Origin of the sequence: Leptospira biflexa serovar Patoc strain 'Patoc 1 (Paris)', assembly GCF_000017685.1 — a bacterium.
In the GTDB taxonomy this organism is placed as follows: domain Bacteria; phylum Spirochaetota; class Leptospiria; order Leptospirales; family Leptospiraceae; genus Leptospira_A; species Leptospira_A biflexa.
Genome location: NC_010602.1, coordinates 3,168,392 through 3,188,018, shown reverse-complemented (window position 1 = coordinate 3,188,018; position 19,627 = coordinate 3,168,392). Strand labels below are relative to the sequence as shown.

At 39.1% G+C, this 19,627-nt stretch carries 20 protein-coding genes and 1 pseudogene; 12 read left to right on the top strand and 9 right to left on the bottom strand.

Annotated features, from left to right (window positions below; genetic code table 11):
- Positions 1-8: 8 nt before the first annotated feature.
- From rodA to LEPBI_RS15040, 5 genes are all read right to left on the bottom strand, one after another.
- Complete coding sequence (gene rodA, locus LEPBI_RS15060) at positions 9-1,523, bottom strand: rod shape-determining protein RodA (protein ID WP_012390000.1); 1,515 nt, start codon at positions 1,521-1,523, stop codon at positions 9-11.
- Positions 1,523-3,460 carry a penicillin-binding protein 2 gene (gene mrdA / locus LEPBI_RS15055; protein ID WP_012389999.1) on the bottom strand — a complete coding sequence of 646 codons (1,938 nt, stop codon included), beginning with the start codon at positions 3,458-3,460 and terminating at the stop codon, positions 1,523-1,525. Before mrdA ends, rodA begins: the two co-directional genes overlap by 1 nt.
- Complete coding sequence (gene mreD / locus LEPBI_RS15050; protein WP_012389998.1) at positions 3,457-3,972, bottom strand: rod shape-determining protein MreD; 516 nt, start codon at positions 3,970-3,972, stop codon at positions 3,457-3,459. Before mreD ends, mrdA begins: the two co-directional genes overlap by 4 nt.
- The gene (mreC, locus tag LEPBI_RS15045; protein ID WP_012389997.1) at positions 3,969-5,165 is read right to left on the bottom strand and encodes a rod shape-determining protein MreC; all 1,197 of its coding nucleotides are present in this window, start codon (positions 5,163-5,165) and stop codon (positions 3,969-3,971) included. The genes mreD and mreC overlap by 4 nt, the downstream gene beginning before the upstream one ends.
- A 66-nt stretch (positions 5,166-5,231) precedes the next feature.
- The gene (locus LEPBI_RS15040; RefSeq protein ID WP_012389996.1) at positions 5,232-5,870 is read right to left on the bottom strand and encodes a hypothetical protein; all 639 of its coding nucleotides are present in this window, start codon (positions 5,868-5,870) and stop codon (positions 5,232-5,234) included.
- 365 nt (positions 5,871-6,235) lie between these two features.
- On the opposite strand from LEPBI_RS15040, the gene LEPBI_RS19160 reads away from it, so the two are divergent.
- The 8 genes from LEPBI_RS19160 (at position 6,236) to LEPBI_RS15000 (ending at position 11,863) form a co-directional block, all read left to right on the top strand.
- Positions 6,236-6,412 carry a hypothetical protein gene (locus LEPBI_RS19160; protein WP_167530803.1) on the top strand — a complete coding sequence of 59 codons (177 nt, stop codon included), beginning with the start codon at positions 6,236-6,238 and terminating at the stop codon, positions 6,410-6,412.
- 16 nt (positions 6,413-6,428) lie between these two features.
- Complete coding sequence (locus LEPBI_RS15030) at positions 6,429-7,232, top strand: MORN repeat-containing protein (protein WP_012389994.1); 804 nt, start codon at positions 6,429-6,431, stop codon at positions 7,230-7,232.
- Positions 7,233-7,356: 124 nt separating this feature from the next.
- Positions 7,357-8,178, top strand: a complete 822-nt coding sequence (locus tag LEPBI_RS15025) for an ankyrin repeat domain-containing protein (RefSeq protein ID WP_012389993.1) — start codon at positions 7,357-7,359, stop codon at positions 8,176-8,178.
- Positions 8,179-8,560: 382 nt separating this feature from the next.
- Positions 8,561-9,448, top strand: a complete 888-nt coding sequence (locus tag LEPBI_RS15020) for an ankyrin repeat domain-containing protein (RefSeq protein WP_012389992.1) — start codon at positions 8,561-8,563, stop codon at positions 9,446-9,448.
- A 191-nt stretch (positions 9,449-9,639) separates the two neighbouring features.
- Positions 9,640-9,888: a hypothetical protein gene (locus tag LEPBI_RS15015; protein WP_012389991.1), complete on the top strand. Its 249-nt coding sequence runs from the start codon at positions 9,640-9,642 to the stop codon at positions 9,886-9,888.
- Positions 9,875-10,219: a type II toxin-antitoxin system PemK/MazF family toxin gene (locus LEPBI_RS15010; RefSeq protein WP_012389990.1), complete on the top strand. Its 345-nt coding sequence runs from the start codon at positions 9,875-9,877 to the stop codon at positions 10,217-10,219. Before LEPBI_RS15015 ends, LEPBI_RS15010 begins: the two co-directional genes overlap by 14 nt.
- A gap of 71 nt (positions 10,220-10,290) precedes the next feature.
- Positions 10,291-11,223: an MORN repeat-containing protein gene (locus LEPBI_RS15005; RefSeq protein WP_012389989.1), complete on the top strand. Its 933-nt coding sequence runs from the start codon at positions 10,291-10,293 to the stop codon at positions 11,221-11,223.
- Positions 11,224-11,293: 70 nt separating this feature from the next.
- A complete protein-coding gene (locus LEPBI_RS15000; RefSeq protein WP_012389988.1) occupies positions 11,294-11,863 on the top strand; it encodes a hypothetical protein in 570 nt (189 codons plus the stop codon).
- 339 nt (positions 11,864-12,202) lie between these two features.
- Here the strand turns inward: LEPBI_RS15000 and LEPBI_RS14995 are convergent, their stop codons facing one another.
- Positions 12,203-12,901, bottom strand: coding sequence for a class I SAM-dependent methyltransferase (locus LEPBI_RS14995; RefSeq protein WP_012389987.1), 699 nt, complete (start codon positions 12,899-12,901; stop codon positions 12,203-12,205).
- Positions 12,902-12,948: 47 nt separating this feature from the next.
- Between LEPBI_RS14995 and LEPBI_RS19345 the strand changes: the two genes are divergently transcribed.
- Positions 12,949-13,083, top strand: coding sequence for a hypothetical protein (locus LEPBI_RS19345; protein ID WP_264365856.1), 135 nt, complete (start codon positions 12,949-12,951; stop codon positions 13,081-13,083).
- Positions 13,084-13,354: 271 nt separating this feature from the next.
- Here LEPBI_RS19345 and LEPBI_RS14990 read toward each other — a convergent pair whose 3' ends face one another.
- Complete coding sequence (locus LEPBI_RS14990; protein ID WP_012389985.1) at positions 13,355-14,539, bottom strand: hypothetical protein; 1,185 nt, start codon at positions 14,537-14,539, stop codon at positions 13,355-13,357.
- Between the two features lie 339 nt (positions 14,540-14,878).
- Complete coding sequence (locus LEPBI_RS14985) at positions 14,879-17,221, bottom strand: hypothetical protein (protein ID WP_012476421.1); 2,343 nt, start codon at positions 17,219-17,221, stop codon at positions 14,879-14,881.
- A gap of 433 nt (positions 17,222-17,654) precedes the next feature.
- Here LEPBI_RS14985 and LEPBI_RS14975 point away from each other — a divergent pair, with 433 nt between their 5' ends.
- The 3 genes and pseudogenes from LEPBI_RS14975 to LEPBI_RS14965 all read left to right on the top strand — a co-directional run bounded on the left by LEPBI_RS14975 (position 17,655) and on the right by LEPBI_RS14965 (position 18,659).
- Positions 17,655-17,951: a BrnT family toxin gene (locus LEPBI_RS14975; protein ID WP_041770061.1), complete on the top strand. Its 297-nt coding sequence runs from the start codon at positions 17,655-17,657 to the stop codon at positions 17,949-17,951.
- Positions 17,941-18,222, top strand: a pseudogene (locus LEPBI_RS14970) (BrnA antitoxin family protein). Before LEPBI_RS14975 ends, LEPBI_RS14970 begins: the two are co-directional and overlap by 11 nt.
- A gap of 215 nt (positions 18,223-18,437) precedes the next feature.
- A complete protein-coding gene (locus LEPBI_RS14965) occupies positions 18,438-18,659 on the top strand; it encodes a hypothetical protein (protein ID WP_041769901.1) in 222 nt (73 codons plus the stop codon).
- Positions 18,660-18,810: 151 nt separating this feature from the next.
- Here the strand turns inward: LEPBI_RS14965 and LEPBI_RS14960 are convergent, their stop codons facing one another.
- Positions 18,811-19,626, bottom strand: coding sequence for a hypothetical protein (locus tag LEPBI_RS14960; RefSeq protein ID WP_012389980.1), 816 nt, complete (start codon positions 19,624-19,626; stop codon positions 18,811-18,813).
- Position 19,627 lies beyond the last annotated feature (1 nt).

The window sequence follows — 19,627 nt, the reverse complement described above, 5'->3', positions numbered from 1 at the left end:
GATGTTTGTTAGTTGGCGAACTTACGTTTTTTAATCGATAGAATGATACCAACGGCTGTCATCGCCATCACCAAATGCGATCCACCATAACTCATAAAGGTAAGTGGAACCCCTGTGACCGGGAGAAGTCCAATCACAATCCCCACATTGATGGCAATATGGAAAAAGATCATCGCTACAATCCCTGCAGCCAGTAGGGATCCAAACCTGTCTTTACTTTCAAAACTGATTTGAAGTCCTCGGAGTGGGATGGACATGAGAAAAAATAATAACAATACACTTCCAAAAAATCCAGTTTGTTCTGCCCAAGAAGCAAAGATAAAGTCTGTTCCCGATTCGGGAACATGGGGGATTCGGCCTTCTGTCATCTCACCATGAAAAAGTCCCTTTCCAAACACCTTACCAGAACCTACAGCTGGTTTGGAGGCACGGAGTTGGTAACCGGCCCCTTGTTTGAACTGGTCTGGGTTTAAAAAGGCAGTGAGTCGGATCACTTGGTTTTCACGGAATGGAATGGATTTGTGAACGGCAATGGCAGAGAGAACAGAAAGCCCTAGAATTCCAATCGTGATATAATAATTTCTAAGATGCCTTGATCCTCGTGCGATCCGAATGAAAATCATCACTAAACTAATGAGTGCTAGTGTGCCACCAAGCCCAAACATAAAGGCTTCATTGGATAAAATTTTATACCCGATACTTGCATATTCATCTTTGACGATGTCAGCGGCTTCACGGATCATCTGTAAGTTTTTGGGATTTTCGATCCCAGGCAGTGTGAGGCCTGATACTTTTTTCCCATCTAAGATGAGCCAAATTTTCCCTTGGAGTTGGTTCACAAGTGATACGAGTTCTGTTTTGTTATCTTTTCGGAGTAAATCAACGAGTGGTTGGATGAGTGTGAGTTGTGAGTAAGCAAGGTACATGGGCACCATAAGAGAAATCCCACCAAAGGTGAGAAGGGATCCAACGTGTAAAATATCAGCCCCACCTAAGTACAACATGGTGAATAACATTGGTAAAAAGGAAACAGCAGTTCCAAAGTCTGGTTGTAAGATGATAAAAAGCATCGGCACCAAACAAATGATAAACGGTATGATGAGAACCGTAATTTTGTGCATTTCCTTTTCTTTCATCACAAGATACTGACCAAGTAAAATCACTGTTGCCAATTTCGAGAACTCTGATGCTTGTAAGGTGATCGGACCCAGTTTTAACCATGACCTTGCCCCACGTCCAGAAGGAAGGTAACCAATCCCAGGGATGAGGGTGAGTACAAGTAGGAAAATCGCAAAGAGGTATATGAAAAGGGCGTAAGATCCAATCAACTGGTAGTTGATCCTTGACATAAACCACATGGCAATGAGACCCACAAACACAAATGAAAACTGTTTGTACCATCGGCCCAATCCATCGGCAGTGTTGGCCTCTTGTGTGTAGAGTGTGAGAACTCCAGCCATTGCCACGAGCACAACGGAAAAGATTAAAAAATAATCGAGTTTTTCGGTATTACGATCAGCCATTAAAATGCCTCTTGTTCGACTGGTGCTTCTTCTTCCATGGTTTTCACACGGGACCTATCGGTTCTAGGGAAAGATCCTGGTGGGAATGCGGCCTTAAAGACTTCCCTTGCCGCAGGAGCGGCTGAGGCCGCACCACCGACCCCGTATTCTACGAAAGCAGCGACTAATATTTGTTTTTCGACGGGTGCATTTACTGGTGCATACCCAATGAACCATGCGTGGTTGGAAGAAGATGCGCCTCTCCTTCTTGTTTGCGCTGTTCCCGTTTTTCCTGCAATTTCAGGTAGGTTTGGAGAATTTAAAACTCCTGATGCAGTTCCCGAATATCCGACCAAATACAATCCTTCTTTTAATGCTTCCACAGTGGATTTTTTTAATGGGATATCTCGTAAGATGGTTGGTTCTGTTTTTTGGATGAGGGAGTTGTCTAGGGGACTTCTGATTTCGGACACAACGTACGGTTTGTAAATTTTTCCATTATTGACAACTGCCATGTAAAACAAAGCCATCTCGATGGGTGTGACAGATATGAATCCTTGTCCGATGGATAAGTTTACGGTATCCCCATCAAACCATTTGTTGCCATAGGTTCGTTTTTTCCAATCGGAACTTGGAATGAATCCAGTGGCTTCTCCTGGTAAATCAATGCCTGTTTTTTTGTCCAAACCAAATAACCGGGAATAGGCGAGAATTGGTTCTGCTCCCAGCTTATATCCCAATTGGTAAAAATAAACTGAGTTGGATTTTTCTAAGGCTTGTGCTAAGTTTAACTCACCATGGTTCTTTTTATCCCAGTTATAAAAAACTTGGTCAGGAACCCCTTTGAACGTGGACTTTAAGGTAAAACTAGCAGGGCAAGAAAACGTTTGTTTCGGATCATAATTGATTTTGTGTTCACTTTCCATGGCAGCAAGGCCCACCAATGTTTTGAAAGTGGAGGCAGGCGGGAACCTAGACTGGATGGCTAAGTTCAAAAACCCACCATTGTTTGTGACGCGACCAAAATGAATGGACCTTTCCAATTTATTTTTCCCAGACAAAATATTGGGATCATATGATGGGTTTGATGCCATTGCCAGTACTTCACCAGTTGTTGCTTTGATGGCGAGTACTGTTCCCCTAACACCCTTTAGGGCTTTGTAAGCGGCAATTTGCATGTCACGATCAATGGTTAATATTAAATTATTTCCTGGGACAGAGTGTTCGATGACTCGTTCTTCTTCGATATTGCCTTCTGTGTTTCGTTTTTGGATGCGAAATCCGTCTTGGCCACGAAGGGTTGTGTCATACAATGATTCGATTCCACCTTTTCCAATCAATTGGTAGGTTTTGATTTCTTTTTCTTGTAAGTCACTTGTAGTAGGTTTTCCCACATAACCGGTCACATGCGAAAGTGCAGGTCCCATATGGTACACGCGGGCGGGTGAAGAAACCAAATACACATAACGATTGATATTATCTAATACTAAAATCCGTTCTTGTTGTTCTCTTGAGATCCCTTCGAGTAAAACAAAAGGTTCCCGTGAACGGATTTTTTTGATGAGGCGGGATTCTTGTAATTCCTTTTCGTAATAAACAATGGGTATGGAAAGTGCTTCGCAGAATTTATAAATGTATTCTTTTACTTTTTTGGCATCGTTTTTGAGTAAACTCGTGTTTAAAATCACATCCAGGGATGCTGAGTTGGACACAAGGGGTTGGCTTGTTTCTGGAGTTAAAAAATTTCGATCAAAAATATTGCCACGATCAGCAGGAATGGATTCACTTCGGCGGACAAATCGTTCGGCTTTGAGAGAGTTTTCACTGCCTTGTACAATTTGTAAGTTGAATAATTGTAAAATGTACGCAGTTAACGTGAATACAATCATTCCCGTAAAAAAATACAATCGTTTCCGAAAACTTGCTTCTAAACGAAACTCAGATGCCGACTGGCTCATTGCCTCACCTCATCCCCATCCAAACGATACGCCCACGAGAACAAAAAGAAAAGCGCAGGCCCAAGGAATGCATTGTAAAGGGAAACATACAAAAACGAATAACTATGGTTTGAATGAAAGAACATCAAAAACAACAAATACGTGATGAGCCTGGAAACAAAGGTGAGTCCTAAAATGTAAATGGTGATGGAGATGTAGTTTTCAGTGTAAGAACTTCGTAACCCTTTGCCAACAATGTAACCCACAATCGCATAAGAAAACGAATGAAGACCAATTTTGTAATACACAAGATTGTCTCCACCGATTTCGCCACCTAACGCAGTGTCGGTGAGAAGCCCACCAAAAAACCCTAACCAAAGTCCATACATAGGTCCTTTACGGAGCGCAAAAAACACAACAAAGATCACCATAAAATCAGGCCTTATTGCATTTCCCAGTTCAAACACATTGGAACCATTGAGAAAATGAGCAAGTAACAGACCGATGATGATGAATACCTTATCTAAAATCATGGGTTCACCTCTTTTGGACTTTCCATGGTCTGGGGAGAAGGGGATGGAGAGGGTGAAGGCTCTGAAGGAGAACTAGGATTTGCATTCGGAGTGGTTCTTCCAGGATTTTGCGTACCCAATGTACTTGGTCCACCAAACCCTTGGTTTCCTTGTTTTTTCTCTTTCTCTTTTTTATTATAATCTTTTTCTTTCGGAAAATCAATTTCTCCAAAATAAGGGCCTTCAATTTGGATTGTTTTTTCCGCAGGCCACTCTTCTCTCCACTTCTCTGGAAGTTTTTTTAAGACAATTACATGTAATAGGTTATCAAACTCAACAAACGGACGTAAGATGGCAGTTTTAAAGGAACCGTTCCTTGGTCCTTCTTCAATGATGGTTCCAACGGGAATCCCTTGTGGGAAAACACCCGATCCACCAGAACTAAACACCGCTTTTCCAATTTTACTAAACCCTTCTGTAAACATTGTGTTTGCTGAAGTGGGTGGTGGATTTGGTCCCATTGGAAAATTTCCGATGGCTTTTGGATCGATTACGATTCCGGAATCAATGTAATCTAACAAAACGTCTGTTCCACGGCCACTGTTCCCATTGAGAGACGCCCATAAGTTGGTGCCTGGGATGGAGACTCCCATGGAAAAGTTGGAATTGATGATGGGTTGGATGACAGCTGATCCTTTTGAGACCGCAATGATTTTTCCGACAAGTGCCTCTGTGAATTTTCCTTTTTCGTCTAACGCACGTGCAACGACTGGCATATAAGGTTTGATCCCCGATTCGGAACCTTTGTTGATGATGATGGTTCTGTAAATGGCATTCAAACGAACACTGAGTACTTCGGCACGTATGGTTGGGTATTCAATGCGCAGAGGGAAGTTTAACTCTTGGCGGAGGATGGCGTTTTCTGCTTTGAGGCGCTCCACATCTTTGGAGAGCTGGCGGTACTCTTCCATCACATTCAAACAGGAGTCACGTTCTTCTCTCACTCGTTCGAAGGATTCCAGTTTGTTATAACTACTTTTGATAAGGGAGCCAAAGGAATCAAAGGACCCAGAAAAAAAGTCGCCTACACCCTGAAAGCTGGCAATCCCTCTTACCATGAAGTTGCCGTTCCAAATTAGGGAAGTAAAGGAAAACAGGAATACGAAAAGTAGGGAAAACAATTCGTCATTTTGATTGATGCGATTCCACTTCATGGACTTATGTCACATTAATTTTCGTGGAAAGAATATTTCAAGCGAGAATCGAAATTAGCTCATTTTTCATTCGGAGGGATCTCGTTTCTCGTGGGGGCGGAAATAAAAAGTGGAGGTGGTCTCCATTTCCACACTGCCTGGGATGGATCGAAATCCCTTTGGTTCCCGAAACACCGTGACTTTTGTTTGGTTGGGAGGCCCGCCCTTTCGCTTTGTTGGACTGAACCTGATTCTGACCTCGGCGACTCCGGGATCGACTACCTGTGCCAAGTAGGACTCCCTTCCCCACTGGACGAGGACAAACTCGCGGATGGCAAAGATGGGTGATTTGTCTTTCGCGGTTCCTAAAAATTTTGCGACCAGTGAGAGAAAGGTTTGTTCCTCCTTTTTGTCCAAGTGGGAAACAAACCGTAAAAGGTGGGCTCGTAAGTAATCCTTGGCATGGTTGTGGGCAAGGAGGACACGGTGGCGTCTGTCCAGTTGGTTGTAAAAGGTTTGGAGGAGGGAACGTTCTGTTTGGTTGCAACCCGCTTTGAACGCCAAGCGGTCGAGTCGTTTCCTATGCATCTGGATGAGTTCAAAACGGTGGGTGAAGTAGGCACTGATCCGAAAGGCATAATAAAAAAATAAGATAAGGCCAACGAGTTGTAAGAGGACAAATTCAGGATTTCCTTTCCAGATCCAAACAGGTTTTTCTGGGAACATTGTTTGTTAGACGAAAGGGAGAGGGGGGAAAAATCAGAATGAATTTCACACATGTTCTCCGTTCTTTTCTCTTCCTGCGATTTCCCTTTGCACACAAAACCTCTCTTATTCGGTAGTTATCTTTTGAAATGAAAACTTTTGAATACTTTTGTGGCGAATCCCGAAATGTATTTTGAAAAAAAATAGCTTTCGTTTGTTGGTGCAATTGTTTCTAAATTTGGGACCGGGCTACTTTGGGGTTCGCGTTCGCATCCGTCTGCCTCTGGCAGACCAAGCCCGTCGTATCCCTTTCGCAAAGGTAAATTCGATAAAAGGATGATTTTACATTGACCAAGGCTTTTTTTGGTGGCACTTCTAGAAGCCCTATGATCACAAATTTTAAGTTTCAAAGCTCAAAAGTTTTTGAAATTCACAAAGATTACGAGACTAAAAAACCGGGAACTGAAAAAGAATTTGGAAAGAAAAAAATAAATTTTATGCAGCACATTAGAACTATCAATGAAAATCTAGGGTTACCGATTTATGAGCAATCATCTAAGTAAGAAAATCTGGTTATGTTTGGCACTATTTGTAGTCATGTGTAAATGTGCAGCACCTAAGGCAAAAGGACATAAATGTTTAGAAGGTGACTGTCAAAATCGTTACGGTGTTGAAATATTTACGCAGCCATATTTAAATGATGATGGTAGTAAAAAAGTATTACGATACGCAGGAGAATTCCTAAACGGCAAGTTCCATGGATATGGAATCTTGGATAAAAGATCATGGAACGGAGAATATTATGAAGGGGGATTTGTTAATCATAAATTTCATGGATATGGAAAGTGGGATAAATTAAAATCAATCCCTTGGCCTAAAGATGAGTTAGAAAGTTGTCCATGGAAATATGAAGGTTTTTTTGAGAATTGTAAACCACATGGAAACGGTACACTGACAACTCGTACTGGAAAAGTTTATAAAGGCGAATTTGCCTTCGGTGGAATTTGTTATGAAGGGAATTGTGTAGATGGTGAAGGTGCAATTCTTTTTTGGCATGGACTTCACTATAAAGGTGCTTTCAAGGATGCTGAGAGAAATGGATATGGGGAAGAATACGATGCTAATAATAGAATCAAATACATTGGAGGATTCAAAGATGGAAGATATGAAGGATTTGGAACATACAAATCCTATGAATTACCAAAATGGATCAATGGAAAATATAGAGAGCAAACCTTAAATATTCGCTATGATGGAATGTTCGTTAAAGGAGATATGAAAGGGCAAGGGAAGGTATCCAGATTTGATGATTTTGGAAATTTGATAGGCGTTTCTGAAGGAGAGTGGGATAACATAGCAAATTGCAAAGGTCCGAAATGTTAGGTGAATACGATACTAGCACATGAAGTCTGCTGGGATTTCAATGTTAAAAGGCAAACGAAATCCATATTAGGATAGTACTGAAAAACGCGGTTTTGCATGGATAACGAAATAGGAACTAATAGAAATGAATGAAATGGAACAAAAATCGAATCTTTACAAACCCAAATTACTCTTGTTCATTGCTCTCTTCCCAATCTTTACTCTTGGCTGTATTTGGACAAAAACAAAGTCTTATTATTTAAAACTAACAGAAGCGAATCTCTTAGACAAAGAGGTTGATAAAAAACAGTTAAGGCACTTTGATCCACGAAAATTCCAAAATACACCGCAATGGGAAATGGCAAGGGCGATTTATCTTTATGATGAGAACCAATTACAAACTTTTCATTCCGAGAAAAAGGTTGATTTGAATGTTCCCAATGATGTTGGAATCCCATTATTAAGTTTGGCAATTGTTTGGGACCGAGAAGGGGCGATACTTCCCCTTCTAGAACATGGTGCTAATCCAAATTTTAAGTCAGTTTTAAACCCTGAGTCTCCTATGATTTATGCAGCTCGCCAAAGTCCTGCCATGTTGAAATTACTCCTCGATCATGGTGGAGATCCCAATGCTATGGCAATCTATGATGAAAGTTTGTTAGATGAAAATCATCCCCCAGAATCAGCCTTGAGTGTTGCTGCGAAGAATGGACATTTCAAAAGTGTAGAGATGCTCGTGGCAAGAGGTGCGAATGTCAATTTTGGGCGTGGTCGTGCTGTATATGAATCAATGACACAAGATCATCTTGGGATCACAATGTATTTATTAAAAAATGGCTTCGACTTGAGTGTGGAGTTGTACCCAATCGGCTTTGGCCCTGATTTGATTCAAGATAGGTTACAAGTTAATGAGAGATTAAGTAATTCTCCTCGTTTTAATGAAAGGGAATTCAATACAAACATGTGAAACCTCGTAAGTCACCCTGATTACTTCGGTTAAAGTATTCTTGTGAGATGGAAAAGATAAATGGATGGATCTTTTTTTACCGAAATGCACCTTCCCTTGCGATAGAAAGAAGATTTTGTTTGATTAAAGAATCAATCCCGGCGCCAGCGATAGAAGCGGAAATCCTTTCCGATAGGAAAGATTGGAGCGGATAGCGCGGTCGTGTTTGGATCGAATAACAATCCACTAACATATCCGAGGCGCCAAAATGATAAGATTTGAACTAGTAAATATATGTTTCTATAGAAGGACAAACTTACTAACCAAAAACCAATGAAATTGATTCAAATTATTGACAATCATTATATGAAATGCATGGATTACAATAAAGGAAGCATTAGATATGAATGTAAGTGACCGAAAATCCATTTTAAACAATACCTCGATCTTCATCGTCATTTCTCTTTTCCCTTTGTTTACGACTGGTTGTATTTGGACACAGACTAAGTCCTATTATCTAAAATTAACAGAATCTAAAAACTTGGACAAAGAAGTTCCCAAAGAGAAAATAAAGAATTTAAGAATTATGGATCCTCGAAAATTCCAAAATACGCCTCAATGGGAAATGGCAAGAGCAATATACCTTTGTGATTATAGCCGATTACAAACTTTACTCTCTGAGAAAAAAGTTGATTTGAATGTTCCAAACGATGCGGGAGTTCCTTTGTTGAGTATGGCAATTCTTTTGGACCGAGAATGGGCGGTACTTCCCCTTTTAGAACATGGTGCGGACCCAAATTTTAAGTCAGTTTTAGAACCTAAGTCTCCTATGATTTATGCGGCTCGTGAAAGTCCCTCCATTCTGAGATTGCTATTAGAAAATGGAGGAGATCCCAATGCAAAGGCAATCTATGATGAAAGTTTGTTAGATGAAAATCATCCGCCAGAATCAGCCTTGAGTGTTGCTGCTGAAGCTGGACATTTCAAAAGTGTAGAGATGCTCGTGGCAAGAGGGGCGGATGTCAATTTTGGGCATGGTCGTGCTGTTGCAGACTCAATCACTCAAAATCATCTGAATATAACATTGTTTTTATTAAAAAGTGGATTTAATCTAGGCCTAACACTATACCCATTAGGTTTTGGTGGTGATTTGATTCAAGACAGATTACAACTAAAGGAAAAATTAAGAAATGCACCTAATTTTCAAGAAAGAGATTTCAATCGGATCATTGCCTTTCTAAAAGAAAAGGGAATTGAATACAAGCATGTGAAACCGGATAAGTCTCCCTGAAAGCGTCAACTACAGGGAGTGTCTGGCGGGACGAAAATTCTATGTTAGGTGATATGACCTTACTTTTCAACAAAAAAGAATCTAACTGAGATTTAAATTGCAATCATAGAAACAATCAACCAGCAAAAAAATCTGGATTTTTATCCAAAAAAAGACTTGAATCACGGTTATACCGGAGTCATACTTTTTGTATGAAAACTGCGGTATCAATTCCAGACGATCTTTTTGTATCTGCGGAAAAAACAGCAAAAAAATTAGGTATTCCCAGAAGTCAGTTGTTTGCACTCGCGCTTGAAGAATTCATTCAAAACCATTCCAATGAAAGCATAACAGATAGTTTAAACAAAGTGTATACAAAATCGACAAAAGAAACAGAAACTTTGGCATCGAGTCTCTCTGTCGCCACCTTACGAAGAAGTCTAAAAAATGACACGTGGTGAAATCTGGTGGGTTGACCTTGGGATTCCATTTGGAAGTGAACCTGGATTCCAAAGACCAGTTTTAATCGTTCAAAATAATGCCTTTAATCATAGTAATATTAACACCATCATCGTTGTTCCATTGACCACGAACTTGCATTTAGCAACGGCACCAGGCAATTCAATGTTAAAAAAGGAAGATACAAATCTTTCCAAAGATTCAATTGTCAATGTCTCACAAATTGTAACCATTGATCGAGAACGCTTCATCAAAAAGGTAACAGAAATTAAAAACAAACATATGAAAAAAGTGGAAGAAGGGATGAAATTAGTTCTTTCTTTGGAATCTTGAACTACTTTGTATCGTTTCCAAAATCAATATTGCAATCGAATGCATTCTTGAACGAATATAAGGAATTAAATATGAAAAACATAATATTGGATTTTTTTATACCAATCTTAAGCATCTTCTACTTTTGTAACCAATGTGTCTCTTCTCCTCAAGTTGGGGAGCTATATTGTGTCAACGGAAACTGCCAAGATGGATACGGCTTCCAACGGATCGAGTTCATTGGTCCAAGAAATAAGGAAATTGATAATGGATTTATAACTTACGCTGAATATCGTGGCGAGTTTAAAAACGGAATGCGCTCAGGATTCGGTAAATTTGAAAAGATGTTGTCTTCTATCAAAGGTGAGAAATACGAGGGTGAATTTCAAAATGACCTCTTTCATGGAAAAGGGAAATGGGAAAAACTATTAACGTCGCCATGGCCTAAAGAAGAAATCGCAAGTTGTCCATGGAAGTATGAAGGTGAGTTTGAAAACGGTGTTCCCCATGGGAATGGACAACTGACCACAAGGTTAGGTAAAACCATCTCAGGTACGTTTCGCAAAGGATGGATTTGTACGGAAGGCAATTGTGATGATGGGAATGGAACAATGTTACATTGGTCGGGAACCTATTACCAAGGGAGTTTGCAACAATGGAGCCCTAAGGGAAAGGTAAAGTCATATAGCTCGGTAAAAAATGAAAGCTACAATGGTGAAATGCATCATTGGGAATATCAAGGTTATGGGGTGGAGACAACTTATTCCATGCCGGAATATAAAGATGGGAAGTGGAATGAACTTGAACCTACCATTGTCTACGAGGGAGAATTTAAGTCAGGAAAATACGATGGATATGGCAAATTGATGTTCTTACGTGGTGGACCTAACGGGTCATTAAAAATACAAGAAGGAGAATGGGACGGGTATTATCGTTGCAAAGGACCTAAATGCAATGGAGCACTTCGACCTCTTTCCGATGACTTTACGGAAAAATTGAGAGAAAGAGCCGAAAAGAAAAAGTGAATTGGGATAAGGAACTTCTAAAGTTAGGTGATGTGTTTTAGAAGAAAAGGTAAAGAGAGGATGGTTTGGTATGGATTTAGGTAAAATGTATTTTGAGGAACTTGATTTAAATGATAAGGACAAAAATAGGATCCAAAGAATGATCTCGATTTTGTTACTTTTTTCTCAATTGATTTTTTTCTCATGTAAGTCTGTAAATAAAAATCCAAGCAATGAAAAATATTTTGATGAACATTTGTTGAAATTTGAAAGGATCACTGATGAACAAGTCTTAAGTTTAACGGATAACAAAACTCTCCGACATTTTGATGCTTTATTTCATGGAAATCAAATTGAATACAATGACAGAAATGGAATGACTTTCCTTTGGTATCCTAAGAACAAATCACTTGTCGTAGGTCTTTATAAAATAAAGAGTAATCGAGCCATTTGTTTTAATTATAGTGGAAATGTGAAAAATGAAGCCAATGGCGATGTTGGTGGTGTTTGGAATTGCCAACCTCTAGTTCTTTATCTTAATACTGTTGTCGAAATCAAAAATGGAAATGTATTTCACTTTGATGACTCAAAAAAAGTTCCGTTCATCTTAAACGATTATCCTGAAGCGACCATTGAATCCTTGCAAGAAATGGCAAAGTAAAGAGGTATGCCAAACAAGTAGATAATGATTGTTCCAAAACTGATCATGCATATGAAATAATATCTATTTATATTCATCCATAATAGTGCTTAAATACCTAAATTCCCAAGCCTTTGACACCAAGCATTCCCGCGCCAGCGATAGAAGCGGAAATCCTTTCCTTATAAAACACATATTGGCATATATCTCATTGGAAAGATTGGAGCGGATAGCGCGGTCGTGTTTGGATAGAGTGACAATCCACTAACAAATACGAGGCGCCAAAATTCTTTCTGAAAAAGATTCAATCCCCTTAGTCCGTTCATTCCACGACTTCGAATGCACCGTTTTTTTTGCGACCTAATCAGCCGGATTTTTATATAAGTAGACACGTTTTATGATTCCATGCGAGGGATAATCAAATAAGACTTGAAGGCCAATCACGGGAACGAAGGGTTCTTTTTGTAAATTGATCGGCCGAAACTCTGCGAAATTTATATCCTGGTTCAATGCAAATAAATTATAATCGTTGGTGATGAGTGCATACCGATAGTTTGGCAATATTTCTTTTAGAAAATAGTTTATATGTGCGATAGGCCAATGGTGTAACACGTCTTTTACGATTAATAGGTCTGCTGAGACATTTCGAATGTCACTTAGTTGTTTGATCATTATGAATTTAACATTTTTTTTGGAATATTTTTTTGTGTTTTGTTCGATGAGGGATGGCACAAGATCATATCCCAAATAATTTTTTTCCTCTGGAATGATCATGGTTTCCATCAGTCTCCAATCTCCACAACCAAGATCTACAATCGTTTGATACTTTGGATCATTCAAGTATTCTTGTAAAAGTGTGAGATAAGGACCCGCATTCTCTGGCCAAGAGCCAATGCCTGATCCTCCACCCCATTTTTTTTCATCATATACCTTTTTGAAGGCAACTTGTTCTGGGGAACTATTTTTTTCACAAGTGAGAATAAAACACAAAGAGATAAAAATACAGCAAACAAGTGTTAAAAACTGATATCGGAGAGATAACCATTTTATTTGATTCATAAGGTAAATACGTCCGAGTTTTTAATGGAACCACTTTGGAACTTGGAATGAGATTTTCCAATCACCAATGCCTAAAAACAATCACCGATATTGGGGAGACAATCCTTTGTACCTGCAATGAGCTTGCCGAAGTGTATGAAGTAAGACGGATCAAAGTCAAATCTAATTTACAAAATTTCTGATTTGTCGATTTGAATCTTACTTTAGTTCTAATTTAAGTTTTTTTAAGCATTCCTATGGCAATGGAAGATATGATAGCAAAGGGATGGATTGTCGGAATATGGGTTGGAAATGGAATCGGAATCTGATTCGTCAAAAATCTGGTAAATCAATTGTTTGGAAAATATTTCATCAAAAACTAGAACAAACAACATTCTTTGAAATTAGATTCCCTCGGTGAAATCAAAATCCTGTAGAGAATTAATTAAATTCAATTATTTAGTATAATGACTGTTATGGGACAAAAACTTTTCCTGAGAGATAATGATCTCGAAATCCATTAGGTCCATCTTGCACAAAATAGGAAGAAAGGACGACACATTGTTCATGATAAGACGTGACATCAAAGGTACTTGGGTTCGTTTGGTATGTTCCCGCAGTGATCGGAGAAAAAAATTCATCATATGTAAAACCTGCGGGTCCGCTGTTGCCACTCACCGTAGAACTTGTGGAATCTAAATAGAGGTAGTCTTCGGTTGCAGTTTGGATTGTTGCTTTTGTTGTATATGTCATTTGATTCCCAACTAAATCCACAACCATACAATGGGTTGCACAGTTTCCAATGGTAGTAGGAGCATTCACACTTCCAAGGCATGGGGAAACTGGTGGGGGAGGAGGAACAGTATCGATACTTCGATTTCCTTTTGCATCAGCAGTGGAACCCACAACAATAATTTTATAAGATGAGTTTAGTTCGGGAGTTAAAAATAAAAAGTTTTGGGATGAAGTATCAAAATACGAGGCAGAGATATAATTGTTCACATTATATTGATCCGCTGCAAGGGCGATGATACTTGGTCTACCAATATAAGCATTTAGTTGTTTGAATGCGGATAGATCCGAACCTGATTCAAATTTAACTCGGATCACTTGGTGTTCTGTGCCACCAATGAACGATCGTTTGGTTTCATAACTGATCAGAGGTAAGGTGATAGAATTAGGAGGGATGGTTGGAGGATTTGGCGGAGTGGTGGTCAGTTCCCGTAAGGAAATCACTTTACCGTCTCTCTTTACAGTGATTAAAACTTTGAATTTTTTTGTATGATCTGAATACGAAAAGACAACTGAATTCGTTTGGAATGAATCCTCTTTCTGTTGGAAAAATCCAGAAATTTGATTCGTTTGCGCATCATAAGAAATTTCATTTGGATTTCCTATAAATGCTTCTACAGTTTCCGAAGTGACTTGCGATGAGTTCAGTTTGTATTCAATGAGAATGTCTTGGAATTCTATGTTTCCATCCTTTCGATAAAAGGTAGTTGCTTGAGTGGATTGGAATTTGTCTTCTAGTCCAGAATTGGCAGGAACTCCTGAAAAATTCAAAAAAGCCAAAAGAAACAAATCTTTGTTGGTAGACTGGTCGTTACACGAAGTTAGAAAGAAAATGAATAAAAAAAAGAAAGTAGAGAAAGATTGCATCTATATCGTTTAACAAATAAAGGGAATATTTAATTCACAAAATTTTATGAATCTCTGATTTTGTAAAAAAATAATTTATCGTGTGTATTAGAATATTTGCAAGTATCAACTTTGTCGTATTGTTAAGCCAATTATTTAGAAATATTAATGGATAATGCTACAATTAAAATATTAAAAGGAACAGTTTAGGTTTTTGTTATTTATAGGTCGATGTTTTCACCTAACTGTCGTATGCAATCTCATGTGGTATTTCGAAGGAATTCGATTTTTTCTCAAGAACCATTGTTGTGGTTCCTGAGTAGGTGGATGTTCGCTTCGTGTCTACGTTTCGGTAATGTTTTAATATAAAAACCCCGACTCCGCTTCCATTTTTACGATTCCGGATCTGTAACGTTTGTTAGCATTCACAATGTTGCCAAACGCATAAACCGCATTTTCATGAAAAATGATTTTTCGGATTGCCGAACCCGATTCTAATTTTGGATCCCAACTATTAATTGTTAGTGTTTGTCGGTTCAAAGAAAAAATTCCATTTCGCGCATTACCTCCGACGGTTGTGATAAGGCCTCCTAAGTAGATCCTTGTTTCGCTTTGGTCGATGGATCGAACGAATTCGGATGTACTGGCAAAGGTTCCATTGGTGGAAATTGAAGTTAAATTTGGAAGTTGGTAAAAAGAAAGACCAAACCCTGGGATGGGAGATACAGTTTCGTATTGTCCGCTTAAAATCAAACGGTTGTCAGAAACAAAACTAGTATAGGCAGAAAAGTTAGAGGAAAAAGTATCTGAATGGGTTCCGAGAAAACCACCAGTCGATCGATTGAGTTTAGCTAGGTGGATTGCTGCGTCAGGAATGGATGTGAATTGGCCGGCTGCAAAAAGCTCTTCGTTCCAGATTTGTAGGGATCGCACTGTATTATTGGGAGTTGTTATGAAATTTGGATCAAATCCACTTTCATTGAGATCATGTTTTGCGATACGGTTGACAGATATTGAGTTAACGGTCGTAAACGAACCACCTACATAAATGGAGTCTTGATGATAAATCATGGATTCGATTGAGACGGCAGGAAAAATTGGATTCCAAGCTAACAATGCTTTTGTGTCTAAATCAAAAGCTGCTGTGGATTGACGAACAGTGCTATCAATCAATGAAAATTGTCCGTGTAAGTAAATTCGATTTTCTGCAATTAAGATATTGGAAATGAGATCATTCGGTTGCGGATTCCAATTTGTTGGCTGACCTGTTTGTAGATCCAATTCAGCAAAATAACTTTGTGATCTTGTGTCAACGGCTCCGAATCCACCTCCCAAAAAGATCACATTATCTTTCATCTTTATCGCAACGCCATTGAATTCATAATTGGCATTCATAAGCTTGGGATCAAATGAAGTGATTTGATCTGTCGGAATGTCCAATTGAAAAAAATACTTTCTATCTAATGTACATACCGTTTCAAATGATCCAAATGCAAACAACTGATCTCCAACGAGTGAAAGTTTGTATACATTTTGAAAGATTCCATCAATTGCATAATTATTACTTTGCACTGTCCCGAGTAAATCTATCTTAAAGATTCCGAGTCTAGGTGTTGAAATTTCACCTGCTACAAAGAGTGTATTATTGTAAATTGCGATATCAAAGACTGCATTTCCTGCGATCGTTAACGAACTGAAAGCAGATGTCACCGAGTTTGTGGATAAATCAATGGCTGCCAGTTTGGAACGAGTGACAGTGCTTCCGTTCAGAGCTGAGAAAACTCCGCCGATGTATAAAATTCCATCTTTTATTTCCACTGCATTGACTGTACCGTTAGTATCAACCATCGCATAAAAAGTGGAACCGTTGTCTTTGTGCAGTTTGCCTAGATTGCCTGCCCCATTTGCATTCACAGCAGTAAACCCACCTCCAATATAAATATAGGTGCCATCAGTTGTCATACATCTAACATCTGTTCCTGTTACATTTGGATTCCAAGAGTCAATCAATCCCGTTTTTGCATTCACAGAGGCAATATGTTCACGAAACGTAGTGGTAGGAACATTGGTGATGGCTCCATTGGAAGTTTGGAAGTCGCCTGAAATAAAGATACGACCATCTAAATAGAGCAGATCATAAAAAATGGTACTAGATGGATTTAATTTTGCATCAAACTCTAAATCCAATTGGCATCGCGAGTTGATTTTGGCTAAGTTTTGCCTCGGATAACTTTGGATGTGGGTGAAGTTTCCCAGAATGTAAAGATTTCCTTCTGGGTCGAGAACCGCTTGGTTGATCGTTCCAAAACTGGATGTTGTGTCATTGAATACGTCCAATTGTGGGCAATAGGTAGAAGCAACGGGAGTGCCAGAATCACTCCAAACAAAGGCTCCCCCACCGGTGGTTGCCGCGATTTGATCAAACAAACCGCCGATATAAAATTTCCCTTTTGCGATGGCGGCGGTCAATACTTCCGTTGGTGAGCCAGCTGAAAACACACCATAACTGATAAAATTAGGTAAGCTCCTTTCGAAAAAAGGAACACAACTTGCAGAACGTTCGTTGGACAGACTCTTGATGAGTACCAATGAATAAAAAGATTTCGAACTTGGGTCACAACCATTTTCCAGAGTGGAAGGTTTACACGTAGAAACACTAAAGTAAATGAGAAAGAGCGAAATCAAAAAACGGTATGAGTTCATAATGCCAATGTTTAGACTTTGAGACAATTTCACGAGTCAAATTCAAATCTTAAAATAATATTTACCGCAAACCACCTCTCATCTGTTAGATTTTCGAAAGCTTTATGTTTGTCGTCTTGATGCGTTGTTGTTTCTATCAATGCAGAGAGTAATGCCTTAGTTTTTGCTAAAATCAAAACATGATGAAAAAAAATTTTGAATAGAGAAGGAATCAAAAAATAAACCATTCACTGTTGTTTTGTTTTACCAGTTACGATCATCTTATGACTTTTCCACGATAAAATCACCAAGCGTGGGTTAGTTCCCGTATTCGTGACAGATTGGTCATTACTGGTCCTTTAGCATGTCGAAGATTGGGATGTAAGTCGGCGCGAGTGGCAACTAAAAAAAATAGGTGATCGTAGTCTAAAAAATGTATATTCTAGACATATACATGAAACTACTGGAATTTTCCTCAATAGAAGGTTTTGAGTGGGATCATGGAAATATTGATAAAAATTGGCTTAAGCATAAAGTAAAACTCGGGGAAAATGAGGAAATATTCTTTAATGAGCCGATTCTGATTGCTTACGATGAAAATCATTCAGAAAAAGAAAGGAGATTTGCTTCCTTAGGAATTTCCAATGATTCAAGGAGGCTGTTTGCGGTACTCACCATTCGAAATAATAAAATTAGAATTATTTCTACTAGAGATATGAGCAAAAAGGAAAGAAAGTTTTTTGAAAACTAACAAAAAGAAAATTCCTAAATTCAAATCACTTGAAGAAGAAATTGAGTTTTGCGATTAGAATGAAGCGACTGATTATTTTAATTTTGAAAATTCAGAGAAAGTAAAATTCCCAAATCTTAAACCTTCTACTGAAATGATTTCTCTAAGATTACCAGAAGCTCTACTGGAAAGAATTAAAATCTTAGCCAATAAAAATGATGTGCCTTCTCAGTCTCTAATCAAGATATTACTTTCAGAAAAAGTGAATGAAGAATTCAAGAAAGTCAGTTAAATCTATCTGTTTCGCATAACAGCGAGAAAACGATTCACTTCTGTAATTCCAGCTTCGCTCGGTCTACGACAAATTTGTATTTCCCCATTCTCCACTAAGATACGTCCTTCACCTTTTGATCAGATCCAGTCTCTGAATGTAGAAGGGATTTACAGGATTTACGAATGGTATAGAAAATAGCTCCAACGAGAAGAATTAGAAAGCCAATCGAGAATATGTGCAAGTTGGCAACTGTCGTTTCTCCAATCTTCTTTCTAGTAGCGCCAAACCAAGTTCCTGCCTGCAAAATACAATCTGAAACACTCGGAACTTCTCGTATGCTTGGTTCAAATCAAAATGGATCCAGTGAAGAATGTGATCGGACATTCGATTCATTTAGATTTACTGCGCCAGCGATTGCAGCGGAAATCCTTTCCGTAGGAAAGATTGGAGCGTAAAGCGCGGTCGTGATTGGATTGTATCATCATCCACTAACAGATCCGAGGCGCCCAAACCTTTCGGAAAAAAATTCTTACCTTAAGTTGATCAATGTCTCTGTCCTTTAGCATGTCGAAGTGCCGAAGGGCCTGCCCTGAGTTTACCGAAGGGTTAATCCGTCAAATCCACTTCTTCGAATGCCTCTGTTTGGTGGCGAAACATCCAAAGTTTATCACCAGAGTAAAAATTGATAAAGCCATCTCTCAATTCAAATTGGTAAATGCGACGGAGTAGTAAGTTTTGTTCAAATTGGGCTTCGGTGGTAAGGTCAATCACAAGGATACGGCGGGATGTGATGATGGCCACTTTATCATAGAGGTTGGCAAAGGAACGAAGGGTTTCTTGTTCGAGGCTAATGGTTTCCCAATGGTTCGTATAACTATTGTATAAGTAGAGTTTGCGATCACTTGCCACAAGGGCGGCCCTGTGACCCACTGCCACTTCGTAACGTTCTTCTCCAAAGATATGGCCCTTTTCCCATTCGGTGCTTGTATTACTCACACCTAACACATTTTTTTGGGAGATGATGATACAAAGTTCGCCAAAACATTTGGAGTAACGCACATGTTCTCCACGAGTGGAATAGGAGACTTCAGTGCCGTCGGCCAAAAATGCTTTGAAGGAGAAATGGCCTTCCACAAAGTTAATGGCTGTTTGGATGTAAGGGTATGCAGTTTTGTCTGTCGCGGCATTCGAGAAAACGGTTATCTCTTGTTTGGCGGGGATTGTGGGCACGTGGAGGTTGTTGGGATGAGGCCTTTGGGGAGGTCGGCTCCGATTTTGACCAACGGTATCGTAGTAGTAGATATCTCCTTCAAGTAGGTCGGGGTTTGCAACAAGAACTGGAAAGGAACCAAAAAAGAGGGTGAGCCCTATGGCAAAAGAAAATGATTTAGGAAACTGAAATGTAAGTAGCTTACGGAGCATA

Bases quoted from the DNA above. Each gene is read 5' to 3' on its own strand.
- rodA (WP_012390000.1), bottom strand. From the start codon at position 1,523: ATGGCTGATCGTAATACCGAAAAACTCGATTATTTTTTAATCTTTTCC.
- mrdA (WP_012389999.1), bottom strand. From the start codon at position 3,460: ATGAGCCAGTCGGCATCTGAGTTTCGTTTAGAAGCAAGTTTTCGGAAA.
- mreD (WP_012389998.1), bottom strand. From the start codon at position 3,972: ATGATTTTAGATAAGGTATTCATCATCATCGGTCTGTTACTTGCTCAT.
- mreC (WP_012389997.1), bottom strand. From the start codon at position 5,165: ATGAAGTGGAATCGCATCAATCAAAATGACGAATTGTTTTCCCTACTT.
- LEPBI_RS15040 (WP_012389996.1), bottom strand. From the start codon at position 5,870: ATGTTCCCAGAAAAACCTGTTTGGATCTGGAAAGGAAATCCTGAATTT.
- LEPBI_RS19160 (WP_167530803.1), top strand. From the start codon at position 6,236: ATGATCACAAATTTTAAGTTTCAAAGCTCAAAAGTTTTTGAAATTCAC.
- LEPBI_RS15025 (WP_012389993.1), top strand. From the start codon at position 7,357: ATGAATGAAATGGAACAAAAATCGAATCTTTACAAACCCAAATTACTC.
- LEPBI_RS15020 (WP_012389992.1), top strand. From the start codon at position 8,561: ATGAATGTAAGTGACCGAAAATCCATTTTAAACAATACCTCGATCTTC.
- LEPBI_RS15015 (WP_012389991.1), top strand. From the start codon at position 9,640: ATGAAAACTGCGGTATCAATTCCAGACGATCTTTTTGTATCTGCGGAA.
- LEPBI_RS15010 (WP_012389990.1), top strand. From the start codon at position 9,875: ATGACACGTGGTGAAATCTGGTGGGTTGACCTTGGGATTCCATTTGGA.
- LEPBI_RS15005 (WP_012389989.1), top strand. From the start codon at position 10,291: ATGAAAAACATAATATTGGATTTTTTTATACCAATCTTAAGCATCTTC.
- LEPBI_RS15000 (WP_012389988.1), top strand. From the start codon at position 11,294: ATGGATTTAGGTAAAATGTATTTTGAGGAACTTGATTTAAATGATAAG.
- LEPBI_RS14995 (WP_012389987.1), bottom strand. From the start codon at position 12,901: ATGAATCAAATAAAATGGTTATCTCTCCGATATCAGTTTTTAACACTT.
- LEPBI_RS19345 (WP_264365856.1), top strand. From the start codon at position 12,949: ATGAGATTTTCCAATCACCAATGCCTAAAAACAATCACCGATATTGGG.
- LEPBI_RS14990 (WP_012389985.1), bottom strand. From the start codon at position 14,539: ATGCAATCTTTCTCTACTTTCTTTTTTTTATTCATTTTCTTTCTAACT.
- LEPBI_RS14985 (WP_012476421.1), bottom strand. From the start codon at position 17,221: ATGAACTCATACCGTTTTTTGATTTCGCTCTTTCTCATTTACTTTAGT.
- LEPBI_RS14975 (WP_041770061.1), top strand. From the start codon at position 17,655: ATGAAACTACTGGAATTTTCCTCAATAGAAGGTTTTGAGTGGGATCAT.
- LEPBI_RS14965 (WP_041769901.1), top strand. From the start codon at position 18,438: ATGTGCAAGTTGGCAACTGTCGTTTCTCCAATCTTCTTTCTAGTAGCG.
- LEPBI_RS14960 (WP_012389980.1), bottom strand. From the start codon at position 19,626: ATGCTCCGTAAGCTACTTACATTTCAGTTTCCTAAATCATTTTCTTTT.